Source organism: Paraburkholderia sp. BCC1885 (assembly GCF_900996235.1).
In the GTDB taxonomy this organism is placed as follows: domain Bacteria; phylum Pseudomonadota; class Gammaproteobacteria; order Burkholderiales; family Burkholderiaceae; genus Paraburkholderia.
Genome location: NZ_CAAJGM010000241.1, coordinates 209,474 through 221,916, shown reverse-complemented (window position 1 = coordinate 221,916; position 12,443 = coordinate 209,474). Strand labels below are relative to the sequence as shown.

Sequence of the window (12,443 nt, the reverse complement as noted above, 5' to 3'; positions counted from 1 at the left end):
TTTCTGACCCGCGCAAAAACGGAATGCGCGGTCATGGGCGATGGGCCGCGGTCGCCTGGCGCTCCCAATGCGGCGAGCGCAACAGGGCTTCGAGCGGCATCGGTTTGTCGAAGAAATAACCCTGTGCCTGGGCCGCGCCCATGTCGCGCAGCACGGCGAGTGTGCCGGCATCTTCGACACCCTCCGCCACCAGCGTCAGTCCGAGCGATTCCGCCATGCGCACGATCGCTCTGACGATGGCCCGGCTGCGCGGGCTCCTGGTGAGTTCGAGGATGAACGACTTGTCGATCTTCAGGCCGCTGAAGCGATATTGATGCACGTAACTCAGCGACGAAAAACCCGCGCCGAAGTCGTCGAGCACCACCGACATGCCGTTGTCCGCGAGACGCTGCATCGTGCTGCGCGCGATTTCCGGCTCGGCCACCAGCGCGCCTTCCGTCAATTCGAGGCAGACGCGCGACGGCGCCACCCCATAGCGTTTCAGCAAGGCCAGCACCTCGTCGGCGAACTCCGGCCGCGTGATGCTGAAACTCGAGCAGTTCACGTGAACGGGCGGCCAGTTCGCGTGTTCCTGCTTGGCGAGAATGACAGCGACCCGTGTGAGCATGTAAAGGTCGAGGCGGCCGATCAGCCGCAAGCCTTCCACCGCAGGCAAAAATTCGCCGGGGGCGATCACGCGCCCATCGGGTTGCCGCCAGCGAATCAGCGCTTCGAGCGCGACCACTTCGCCGCTGGCGACGTCGACGATCGGCTGGAAAAACGGCATCAGTTCGTCGTCGCGTTTGAGTGCGTTGCGCAATGCGCCTTCGCGTTCCACCTGGTCCAGCACCTCGCGGCGCAGTTCATGATTGAAGACCATGAAGTTGTCGCGGCCCGCGTTTTTCACGCGATACATGGCGATATCGGCGTCGCGCAACAGATCGGCCGGCTTGGTGTGATATTGGCTGTCGGCATTCACAATGCCGATGCTGCATGACGAAAACACTACGTGCTCGTCGATGTCGAAGGGCAGGTCGAATGCCACCAGAATGCGTTCCGCGATGGCCACTGCATCGCATAACGAAGCATCCGGCGAAAGGATCGCAAACTCGTCGCCGCCAAGCCGCGCCAGCAGATCGGTCGCTCGCAGGCAGCCGCGCAGACGCGCCGCCGCCTGCACGAGCAGCATGTCGCCGAAATGATGACCCAGGCTGTCGTTGACGATCTTGAAGCGATCCAGATCGATGAACATGACGGTGACCTCGCGGCCGTCCTCGCAATACGCATACCACGCGGTCCGCAGGCGCTGCATCAGATGGCTGCGGTTAGGCAGCCCTGTGAGAGCGTCGTGCGAATTCTCGTGCACGAGGCGGGCATTGGCGTTGTCGAGTTCGCGCGTGCGGATCTGCACGCGGGCTTCGAGTTCGGCATTGGCCGCGTGTAGTGCATCGGCAGCGCGGCGGCGCGAAAGCGCCGTGTCGATATGGCGCGAGACGAACGTCAGCAGTTCCTGGTCGCGCTGCGAATAGCGCACGAGCGAATCGTAGCTTTGCACGGCGAGCATGCCGCGCACGTCGTCGCCGTCGAACAACGGCACGCCGAGCCACGAGGAGAGCAGCACGTTCTGGCGCACCATGTCCACTTCACCGTCGACGATCAGGCGTAACGCTTCATCCGAATCGATCAGGCACGGACGGCGCTGGCGGATTACATATTCGGTCAGGCCGCGCTTGCCGAGGCGCGGCATCGGCGTTTCGTGAATGCGTTCGTCGACGTAGTACGGAAACGAGACGATCTGCGTTTCGGTATCGAAAAGCGCGATATAGAAATTGTGCGCGTCCAGCAACTCGCCGACGATGTGATGCAGACTGCGAAAAAACTCCACCATGTCGCCAGGGCGGCTGGACAGTTCGGCAATCTGGAACAGCGTGGCTTGCAGATGTTCGGCGCGTTCCCGTTCGGCGATGCCTTGGCGCAATGCCTCGTTCACGCGCGACAACTCGGAAGTGCGGCGCGCGACCTTTTCCTCGAGATCGGCGCGGTGCAGGATCCGGTCCAGCGCCATGGCCACGTGCCGCGCGACCACGAGGAAGAGCGCGCGATCCTCGGCACTGTAGATGCGGGAGACGTCGTACACCTGCATCGCGATGACGCCGAACACTTCGTCCGATGCGTTTTTCAGCGGCGCGCCCATCCAGAACTCGGGACGGTCGCCGCCGATCGGATAGAACATCCCCTCGGCTTCGGCGTCGCGGATCATCGCGGCATTGACGAGTAGCGGCTGACCGGTGGTCAGCACGTATGCCGTCATCGACAGGCGCTCGGGATTCAGGATGTCGAAGTTTTCTGCTTCGATGACATCGGTGTCGATCACGTCGACATAATACGGATAGGTGATCCGGTTGCTCTTGCGGTCGTAGAGCGCGAGGTAGAAATTCTCGGCGTCGATCAGCGTGCCGAGACGTTCGTGTACGCGCTGCAGAAACTGCGCGCGATCAGGCACCGAACTCGCCAGATAGGCAATCTCGTAGAGCACGCGCTGCGTGTTCTGGGCCCGCGCAAGGGCGTCGGTCTGCGCGCGCTCACCGAGCGTGCGGGCGCATTCGCGCAAGGACGCGTCGTTGTCGAAGGCGGCGGGCGCAACGAGCCAGCCCAGCACGCTCTCGCCAAATCCCGTCGGCCAGCGGTGCCAGCCGCGTTCGGCGCACAGCTGCGTCAGCCGTTCATAGGAGATACTTTGCGGCCATTCGGGCGGCGCGTCGCCCTGGCCGGCGAGGTGCAACTGCTCGCCCGCGCGATACCACGCCCATTGTCTGGCCCAGGGCTCGCAACCGTCCCGCATGGCTTGCAGCTGGGCCTCGATCGTCGGCGCACCCGGGGCTATGTTGACAGCCGGGTTTCGGTGCGTGGACGGGTCAACCATAGAAAAACGCTCCTCGATAGTACAAGGACAAAACCTCAACCCGCCTGATCGATATGTTGTTGGTCTGCATGCGGCATGGACGCCTGGCCGGTCCGTTTGATGGGATACGTTATCTTGCTAACGGCACGCGGAGGCTGAGGCTTGAGGGGATTTTTCTACTGCGGGATTACCCGCGGCATGTATGAGGAATTCAATAAGCCGCAGGACGGTCCCCGTCGAACGGTAACTCCTGCTGCACGGCCATGCGTTCAGGCGAGGTGGCGCTGGCGGTGGTGAGCGCGCTCACACGTACCCCGATTAAACGCAGCCGCTGGTTGAGCACGATGCGCTTGAGACACTCGGTGGCGGCACGACGGATAGCGGTGGGGTCGGCGGTGGGTTCGGGCAGTGTTACGTCGCGCGTGACGGTTTTGAAATCGGCGAACCTCAGCTTGATGCCGACGGTGCGCCCGACGTAGCCCTTGCGCGTCAGATCGTCCGCGACGCGCGCGCACAAGCCCGTGAATGCGGCCGACAATGCCGGCCGATCCTGGCGCGCATGCATGTCCCGTTCGAAGGTGGTTTCCCGGCTCATGGACTTCGGCTCGGAACTGACGACGACCGGGCGCTCGTCGTACCCCTGAGCGACCTCCGCGAGCCACGCGGAATAGCTGCGCCCGAAATGCTCCTGCAGAAGGCCGAGGTCCGCGCCGGCGAGTTCGCCAACGGTTGTGATGCCTAACGACGCCAGCCGCTCATTCGCTTTCGGGCCAATGCCATTCACTTTTTTCACGGGCAGAGGCCAGACGCGCAAGGGTATGTCGGCGGGCGTGAGGATGGTCAGGCCATCCGGCTTGTCCAATTCCGAGCCGATTTTGGCCAGCAGCTTGTTCGGCGCCACGCAGATCGAGCAGGTCAGGCCGGTTGCCTCGTTGACCGCGCGCTTGATCCGCGCCGCGATCTCGCGCGGCTCGCCGGGCAGATCGGTCAGGTCGATATAGATTTCGTCGATGCCGCGATCTTCGACTTGCTGCGTGAACGTTGCAACCGCCGCTTTGAACAGCCGCGAATAATGCCGGTACGAGTCGAAGTCGGTGGGCAGCAGGATCGCGTCGGGCGCGAGCTGGGCCGCTTTCATCATGCCCATGGCCGAGAACACGCCCAGCGCCCGCGCTTCGTAAGTGGAGGTGGTGACGACGCCCCGGCCCGCGTAATCGCGCAGCCGCGCGAATCTGCGGCTGCCGTCCGGCAGGAGTTCCGGCACGGCGTTTCTGCCGCCGCCGATCACCACCGCCTGCCCGCGCAATTCCGGGTAACGCAGCAGTTCAACGGACGCATAAAACGCGTCCATGTCGAGGTGCGCAATGCGGCGAATTCCGGAACTCATGGATGGCTGGCGGAGAACAGGGGCGAAGACATGCCGTATTGTACCTGTTCATCCATACAGTATGCGGCCGGCTGCGCGGTGCGGATTCAGCCGCAGCCGCGGCGTTAGCGCATTTGCGCGCGCCGTGTCGCGGCGTCGGCGTAGCCAACCGCGCTGGCAATGGATTCGACGTCGAAGCCGATCAAGGCCAGGTGCTTTGAGCGGCGAAGCGGTATTTCATCGCGCGCATGACTTCGCCATTTCGATGCCACTCAGTCTTCGAAGACAGCGATGTGCTTGCGGATGAACGCCTCGACGGTCATTGGCGGAGTACCCGTCAGTTCTTCGACCAGCGTGTTGGTACCGGCGAAAACGCCATTCTGATAATCGACGGCCACGGACAGCAGATGCTGCGAAAAGGCATCGCTAAATTTCGAATCGCTGCTCAGGCGCTTTTCGAACACATCGAGGTCGATCGGCTGATACTTCACCTCCCGGCCGAGGACCTTGCCCATCTCATCGGCAATCTGATGGTGGTTCATCTCGACCGGGCCGTATAGCGGATAGATCTTGCCGGCGTGCGGGGCCGGGTCGCGAAGAACGGCGGCGATCACCCGTCCCTGGTCTTCCGCGGCAATCGGTGCATGACGGCCGTCGCCAAAGGGCAGTCGCAACGCGCCGTGCTCTTTGACGTTCGCAACCTGGCCGGGATAGGTTAGCCATTGCGCGAAGAACGTCGGGCGAATGTGGGTAACGGGCGTTCCCGAGCAGTCGAACACCCTCTCCGAGATCCAGTGGTCACGTGCCGCGTGACTGGTTGCGTTTCTGCGCGCGGAAATTTGTGACATGTTCACGATCCCGCTGATTCCCGCCTCCCGGGCCGCCTGAGCAAAGTAGACACTCGCCTGTATGCCGCCTGCTTCGATCGGATAGACGAAATACGCCGAGAAAATGCCTTCCAGAGCGCGTGCCACGTCGTCAAGACTGGAAAGGTTGCCGAGCAGAACCTCGACTCCGAGCGACCTCAGCCGTTCCGAACGGTGGTCCTCTTTGCGCACCAGCGTGCGGACCTTTTCGCCCACTGCTAGAAGTGCCTCGGTGGCGGCTCCGCCGGTATCGCCTGTGGCTCCGGCAACGAAAATCTTCTGATCAGACATTTCGAACGCTCCACGCTGATGGAAAAGGCATTTTTATGCCGATGACGATACACCGGACAGCCAGGCTGGCTGCTACAACCCACTCGTTTTAAGCCACGAATGGATGGCCCCGACAAGCTCGGTCTTGCGCTCAAGCGGAAGCCAGTGGCCGGCGGGCAGGCTGGTTACGGAAAGGTCTCGGCAAGCGCCACGCATCGGCTCCCCGAGGCGACTGCGGTTGATGTCGCAGATCGCGTCCCAGTCACCGTTGACGAACAGCACGGGCTGACGCAATTGGCCGCCATCGGGTGCGGTGCGTGCGTAGGCCATGTTGGCGGCGTCGTTCAGATACCAGGCATTGACCGAACGGAAACCGCCGACGTCGAACGCTTCGACCAGCGCATTAAAATCATCGGGAGTCCAAAGCGCTGGGTCTGGCGGCGTTGCCGGGGCACGATGCGCCGAACCATAGCGTCCGCCATTCTTTGTGATCAAGGCGGACGGCGAAATCTGGCCTATCGACGCAGGGTTGCCGCGCCGATAGATCGACGCAAGCGCTGCGGGGATATCGGCGTCGAAATCGCTCACTGTCTGGGCGAAATGCGTCAGGTAGAAGCGGAAATAATCCCACTGTCCGTCCGGGTATTGATCGGCGGGGTACAACTGACGGTCGATCAGCGACACGAGAGTGGGTAGCGCGAAGCCCGCTGGAAAGTAAGGAACCGAGATCAGTACCACGCCGCGACTGCGCTGTGCGTGGTGCGCCGCCAGCGCTGCGGCCACCGGACTTCCCCAGTCGTGGCCAACCCAGATCGCGGGACGCGCGCCCAAATGCTCATGCAACTCGACCATGTCGTCGACGATCTCGCTCAAGGTGTACGCCTCGGATGCCGCCGGCTTCGACGAGCCTCCATAGCCGCGCATATCCGGCGCGACGCAGCGCCAGCCTTCGGAGGCGAACGCCTCGATCTGTGCGCGCCACATGAGGCCGATTTCGGGCCAGCCGTGGAGGAAAATCATCAACGGCCCGTCGGAGGGGCCGGCTTCCAGATAACGCGTCGTATGGCGCGGCGAACTGAAGCTGCGTACCGCAAGGACAGGGACGTTATCCGGATTGGCGGCTGGATTTGCAGTGCTGCTGACAGTTGCAGATCCAGCCCCTAAAGAGCCCTTGCTCATCAACAGGCTGACGCCAAAAGCGGTTCCATGGGTGAGAAGAGTGCGGCGCGACATGGCTGACATGAGAAGGTCCGGGTTAGTCACGATTGGTTATAGGAAAGGTCTGCGGACTCACCTGCTCCGGATCGGGGCCGCCGCGTTCGCCGGTGTCGAGCGCATTGATTGCCTGAACTTCCTCTGACTCGAAGACCTCGATGTTCTCGGCAGTCCGTTCCGGGCGCACGAACTTTGGAATGGGAGACGTGCCTTCAGCACGCCAGTTTTCTCAGGTTCGATGCGAAACATCCCAAGCCCGAACGCGGGCATCCCGATTCCATTGTTCAACCTGTAGAGGGGGCTTTTGCCGGTCGTCATCGTTAGTTCCATTTCAATTCCGTTGCGGCTCAGGCGGGGGATACGGTTCGCAGAAACCTCACGAGTTGGTCATTGACCACGTCTCGCGCTTCGTGTTGCACCCAGTGGCCCGCGTTGTCGAGTTCGAGGCATCCCACAAGACCGGGGGCGCCGGCTCGCATCTGGTCCGCGGTAAGCGGATAGAGCTCCTTCAGGCCATCCGCGTTTCCCCAGATGAAAAATGATGGCTGCGTGACTCTGGCGCCCTTCCACGGAGCGGACAAATAGAAGTACGGTTCGGCGGCGCGATAGTAGTTCAGGGCGCCGTGAAAGCCAGTGCGCTGAAATTCCGCCACGTTATGCGCGACGTAATCCGGCTCTGCCCATGACGGCAACGGTCCGGGCGCCGCGCGATGCAGGCTTCGTGCTGGATCCATCGGGCTCCACCGTTTGTCTGCGGGAGCCGAGCCCGATGCCCAGTACAGGATTCCTGGAATGGTCACCGCGGCATCGGCCCAGATCTGGTCGGCGTCCGGCCGGATCTGTTCGAACATGTAGAAATCGTCTTGATGACCGGACTTGCGCATCTTCTCGAAGACGCTGACGTCCCCGCGCGGAACGAACGGCACGCTCAGGCAAAACACGGCTTTGAATCGATCGGGGCGCATCAGCGCGGCCTGCCATACGTGGGTCGCGCCCCAATCCTGACCCACAAGAACCGCACTCGGAATCTTCAATGCATCGAGCAGGCCGACCATGTCACCGACGGTTTGCAGCGGGGTGTACAAGATTGCGTCCGCTGGCGCCGAGCTACGGCCATAGCCGCGCATGTCCGGGGCAATGGCTCGATATCCGGCGGCCGCCACCGCTGCCATCTGCCGGCGCCACGTGTAAGAGGTATCCGGAAAGCCGTGGCAGAAAAGCACTGCGGGTCCATCACCCTGCTCGGTTACGTGCAATGAGACACCATTAGTATTGACGTCGTATTCCTTGATAGCAGCGGCGCCCCCGGCGCCAAAACCTTGCGCCTGCGCCCTGCGATCCAGCAGTAGGCTTGCACCAAAAGCGGTCCCGCTGGCGAGAAACGCGCGGCGGGTGACGACCGGTTGAGAGGTAGAAACGGTTGCAGAGAGATTGCTTTCCATGGGGTTTCTCGATGGATCCAACATGAGATTTGGGAATCCGCTCATGTTAGAAGCCCTCGGAATGGCGAGAAGGACGTATATCCGACAATTCTGGCCATGCTGCTGCGACCGCCCTTATCGGCGTTGGTATCGATGGTTAGAATCACTCCATGGCAGGCGACGGCTCGCGTCAGGCGTTAGCGTGCATGGCATGGCGTTATGCCAATCAACTTTCCGGGACCTATCATGCTGCGCATTGGCTACATCGTCGTTCCAGGCTTTCAGGTCATGGTTTTCGGCGGCTTGACCGTGTTCGAACTCGCCAACCGGCTAACCAAAGAGCCGTTCTACGAAATACGTCTGATATCTGAAAGCGGCGGGCCGGTTCAAAGTTCGCTCGGATATTCGGTGATGACGGACCGTTTCGATGAAGGCGGGTTCGATACGGTGATCATCGGCGGCGTCATCAGCGGTGCGTATCCGGCGAGCTCTGCACTGATCGAATATCTGAGAGGTGCGGTGAAGAACACTCGCCGTGTTGCGTCAATGTGCACAGGGGCGTTCTTTTTGGCTCAGGCCGGTGTGCTGGATGATCGGCGCGCCACCACTCATTGGGCTCACGCGCACGAATTGCAGGCGACATATCCGAAAGTCAAAGTAGAGGAAGACCGGATATTTATCGTGGACGGCCCGGTATGGACGTCTGCGGGAATGACCGCCGGGACCGACCTTGCGATTTCGATGGTGGAAAAGGACTTGGGTTCGAAAATAGCGCGAACGCTCGCCAAGCGAATGGTCATGTTCCATCGGCGCGCCGGCGGCCAACTTCAGCATTCGACGCTGCTGGACCTCGATGCGAAAAGCGACCGGATCCAAACCGCGCTGGTCTACGCGAGACGCAATCTGCATACTGCGCTAACGGTCGATCGACTCGCTGAAGCCGCGAATTTGAGCGTGCGGCAGTTCAGCCGGGCATTCCGCGAGGAGACGGGGCAATCGCCGGCGAAGGCTGTCGAGAATTTACGGCTGGAAGCCGCACGTCTCATGGTCGAACAGGGACGGCTGCCGATTGACGTCGTCGCACGGGAAACCGGCTTTGCCGATCCGGACAGAATGCGGCGCGCCTTTTTGCGGGCCTTCGGTGAACCGCCGCAGGCTATTCGCCGCAACGCTCGTGAGGACGTGGAGAACTGAGCTAGCGCTTGCCCGATACTGAATGCGGCGTAATTGCGTACATGAACCGTATCGGCAAGTTGCTCGATGCGAAGAGAACGAGCCATGTCGCCGCGCAAGAGGCCGATCGCGATTCGATGTCGAACGGTGCCATGACCACGGCACCGCTTGCGAAAATTGCGGGACGGTGAATGCGAACGGGCTATTCGCTCGCCGAAGGCGGCGGATCTCCTAGCCAGCGCATGAACTCGGCGACATGCTGAGCCCAAAGATCAGGGCGCGTCATCGTGTAATGCCCCGGCGATGACGCCGTCCCCGGTTGCACGACATAACGGCCTTGGGCGAGTTTCGGCACGACCGTTTCGAGCGCTTGCAACTGGTCCGGATTGAACTCGTCGTCAGAAAAGTTGAGCGCGAAAAGTTTCGTTCTGATCCGGGAAAGTCCGGGCGCAGGGTCGTAGCTGAATGAGGACTTGAGCGAATAAAGAATGTCGTTTGCGTCGACATGTTCCGCTGTGAAACGATCGACTCCCAGAAATTTGTCCGCGGCCGGCCCATCCGGCACTTCGCGCTGAAGCGCCGGCGCACTGTCGATCATCATGCGCAATATGCCGTACCCCACGATCCATCCGCGCGGAGTCTCGGTATAGTCGCCGTTTTTCCATTCCGGGTCGGTGCGGATCGCATCGATCACCATGCGCCGCCAGAGGAGATTACGGCCTGAGACCGTGATCGGCAGCGAGACCACCGGCATCACGCCGTCCATCATGTCCGGATAGGCTTCCGCCCATTGCCACGTATTCATGCCGCCCATCGACATGCCGAGAATAGCGTGGAGATGCCTGATGCCCAGTGTCTCGGTTACCAGCTTGTGCTGTAGATCGACGATGTCGTTGTAATCGTAGTTGGGGAACTTTGTTTTCAGGCCGTCGCTCGGCTTGCTGGATTGACCGTGACCGACACTATCGGGAAAAATCAGATAGTAGCGATGTGCGTCAAGCGGACGGCCCGAATCGAAAAGGGCTTTCGTGTAGGTCGGGCTGAGCAGTGCACGGCTGTCTGCTCCGGTCCAGTGCAAAACGAGCACGGCATTGTCGATTTCGCCGTTGGCATTGCGATGCGGTGTACCGAGGGTGGCGTAATGAATTCGGACTTGCGGCAGCGTTTCTCCGTCACGGAATGTGTAATTGTCGAAGCGGGCGTCCGCTTGCGTCGCGGCGGGATTCGTTCCTCTGTCCCATGGCGAGGCCGCCACACTGGCCGCTGAGGCCGATTGTGAGCCCGATTGAGCGAATGCGGTGCCTGCAACGATTGTTCCGCTGAATACTAGTCCAAGCATCGCGCGCCGCGCGAGTACGTCGAAACGTCATGATGATTTCCTTACACTATTGATGATGGCTGACGTTCTTTGAATTGATCAGTTGTACTTTATATATAAAGCAATGCGATTTCCGGCTAAGCGGGTACAGCGTTGGACTTCACGTTATGTTTCATCCCAACCCGGCGTCGCAACAGGTCGAACGCCATGATGTGGCTGGCGCCTGAAATGCCGACGCCGTAAAACGGAATCAACGCCATCGGCAAGGTCTGGATGCCGGCCATGCGCGGGTCGTGCAGAATGAACATCGTCAAGCCGGTGCCGACGGCGGCGACAAAATCGGCGAAGCCGAAGATCTCGAAGACAAGATATCGCGCACGGTTTTCCGGCAGCAACGTAACGCCGAGAGCCAGAAGCCCGGCAACGAGGTCACCCCAACCGGCGATCCGGACGAAGATGGGCGGCAAAAGATCGTGCGCCCCGTACCAGAAGAAAAGCAACGCTGCGCCAATCCGCCAGATATGAAACGTCGTCAATGGCCGCAGCCCGACGATTTCAATGTAGGTTCGAAAGCCCTTCGACATGGCGTAGACAATGACCGGCGCCACAATCCCCAGCGCCACAATCCCCAGCGCGATGATGGGCGCAAGCAACAACGGGTAGGTTGCGCTGAAGGCTCCCGTCTCGGCGGCCGCGACGACCGCCAGGCCCCATAGCGCCAATGCACCCAGCAGGACGCGTGTTCCGTGGCGTTTACGAACTTTGGTCTCGCGATTCATCACAGGATCCCCGTCCGTTTATCTTCAGACAACTTCAGGAGCGGTGGAAACCGGAACAGATTTTCCGGCTGCACCCTTTCCCAGAGACCTCCTTTCCCCTGCGCCCGTCCCGCCGCGTCTTCATGCCGGAACCACTCTTCGACGCTTCTGATCCGGCGGGGATGGATTTCATCCAGCAACGCGTAATCTCGCTGAACGATGCCGTGTTTCCAGATATTCCAGAAGCCGGTGAAGTTGTCGCGGAAGCTCATGGTGCTTTTGTCGCTGGGATCGGCGTTGTATCCGGCCGGTAGGCCCGCGGCCATCTTGAGCGGGCCATTCCAATAGGTATCGAGGTGCGTGTCGATGTATCGCGCCGGATGCCCCGTCACGCTCTCGAACGCCGCCGCGAGTTTGTGATACTCGACATGCTCGATGGCCACTTCGAGATTCATGCCGTTCGCCCGTTCGGGATTGTCGAAGAGCCAGCGGGCGTAGTGTCCGCAATCGTCAAGCGCAACGTGAGGAACCGCGCCGTTGCCGAGCGGAACGCGCCAGGTCACCACACCGTCTTCCACGGAAGGCGACATGGGTGTCATCGCCGAGATCGCCATCTCCATGTACGGCCCGGTGGTTAGCACCGCCGCGCCCATCCGCGCCCGGTTCTGCTGGTTTTGAAACAGGATCATTCGCCTATGCGGCCTTTGCCGTCATAGTGGCCTGCACGGAATCTGGAGTCGTAACCGGACTTCTTGAGCGCGTAGTCGAGATTTCCGTACACGAAGAATTTGATTCCTTCTTCAATGGCGATCTCGTAGCTGCGGATGGCCCAATAGAGTTCCGTCTTCTCACCGGTATTGAACCCGTCGATATTGATGTACGCCCCATCGCATCCGCGAAAGCCTTCCCGTAACACGGCTTCGTCCGCGAAGCTGCCTTCCAGGATGGACACGTTGCCGAGCGCGAGAAGCGCTTTTGCCCGCCGGGAGTGGGAATCGCGGCTTAAAGCGCGAACGGAATACTTCCTGTCGGCGACGAGTGCGCCGATGATGGGCAGGCCCTGAGCGCCGGTGCCGCCAATCACGAAAATGCGGGAGGGGGTGTGGGAGGACATCGTCGTTTCCTAAGGTTTGATTGAGCGAATCGATCGGAGTGATGCGCTCAGTCGAGGGACA

At 61.0% G+C, this 12,443-nt stretch carries 11 protein-coding genes; 2 read left to right on the top strand and 9 right to left on the bottom strand.

Features of this window, described 5'->3' with window-relative positions; translation table 11 throughout:
- Window positions 1-31: 31 nt before the first annotated feature.
- The 5 genes from FQ755_RS31275 to FQ755_RS31255 form a co-directional block, all read right to left on the bottom strand.
- Window positions 32-2,902: an EAL domain-containing protein gene (locus tag FQ755_RS31275; RefSeq protein ID WP_144160277.1), complete on the bottom strand. Its 2,871-nt coding sequence runs from the start codon at window positions 2,900-2,902 to the stop codon at window positions 32-34.
- A 190-nt stretch (window positions 2,903-3,092) separates the two neighbouring features.
- Complete coding sequence (gene dinB, locus FQ755_RS31270) at window positions 3,093-4,268, bottom strand: DNA polymerase IV (protein WP_144160274.1); 1,176 nt, start codon at window positions 4,266-4,268, stop codon at window positions 3,093-3,095.
- A 251-nt stretch (window positions 4,269-4,519) separates the two neighbouring features.
- Entirely contained in the window at window positions 4,520-5,404 is an 885-nt protein-coding gene (locus FQ755_RS31265; protein WP_144160271.1) for an NmrA family NAD(P)-binding protein, read from the bottom strand.
- Between the two features lie 72 nt (window positions 5,405-5,476).
- The gene (locus FQ755_RS31260) at window positions 5,477-6,625 is read right to left on the bottom strand and encodes an alpha/beta fold hydrolase (protein WP_260858946.1); all 1,149 of its coding nucleotides are present in this window, start codon (window positions 6,623-6,625) and stop codon (window positions 5,477-5,479) included.
- Window positions 6,626-6,945: 320 nt separating this feature from the next.
- Window positions 6,946-8,040 (bottom strand): alpha/beta fold hydrolase, encoded by a 1,095-nt coding sequence (locus FQ755_RS31255; protein ID WP_144160268.1) that lies wholly within the window; start codon window positions 8,038-8,040, stop codon window positions 6,946-6,948.
- Between the two features lie 225 nt (window positions 8,041-8,265).
- Here FQ755_RS31255 and FQ755_RS31250 point away from each other — a divergent pair, with 225 nt between their 5' ends.
- Together FQ755_RS31250 and FQ755_RS37655 are read left to right on the top strand one after the other, a co-directional pair.
- Entirely contained in the window at window positions 8,266-9,213 is a 948-nt protein-coding gene (locus FQ755_RS31250; RefSeq protein ID WP_144160265.1) for a GlxA family transcriptional regulator, read from the top strand.
- 8 nt (window positions 9,214-9,221) lie between these two features.
- Complete coding sequence (locus FQ755_RS37655; protein WP_186308705.1) at window positions 9,222-9,383, top strand: hypothetical protein; 162 nt, start codon at window positions 9,222-9,224, stop codon at window positions 9,381-9,383.
- A gap of 11 nt (window positions 9,384-9,394) precedes the next feature.
- On the opposite strand, the gene FQ755_RS31245 is transcribed toward FQ755_RS37655, so the two are convergent.
- From FQ755_RS31245 to FQ755_RS38425, 4 genes are all read right to left on the bottom strand, one after another.
- Window positions 9,395-10,447 (bottom strand): alpha/beta fold hydrolase, encoded by a 1,053-nt coding sequence (locus FQ755_RS31245; protein WP_260858945.1) that lies wholly within the window; start codon window positions 10,445-10,447, stop codon window positions 9,395-9,397.
- 200 nt (window positions 10,448-10,647) lie between these two features.
- Entirely contained in the window at window positions 10,648-11,289 is a 642-nt protein-coding gene (locus tag FQ755_RS31240) for a permease (protein ID WP_144160257.1), read from the bottom strand.
- Complete coding sequence (locus FQ755_RS38430) at window positions 11,289-11,957, bottom strand: NmrA family NAD(P)-binding protein (protein ID WP_260858944.1); 669 nt, start codon at window positions 11,955-11,957, stop codon at window positions 11,289-11,291. The genes FQ755_RS31240 and FQ755_RS38430 overlap by 1 nt, the downstream gene beginning before the upstream one ends.
- On the bottom strand, window positions 11,954-12,382 hold the full coding sequence (locus FQ755_RS38425; RefSeq protein WP_260858943.1) for an NmrA family NAD(P)-binding protein: 429 nt from the start codon (window positions 12,380-12,382) through the stop codon (window positions 11,954-11,956). Before FQ755_RS38425 ends, FQ755_RS38430 begins: the two co-directional genes overlap by 4 nt.
- Window positions 12,383-12,443 lie beyond the last annotated feature (61 nt).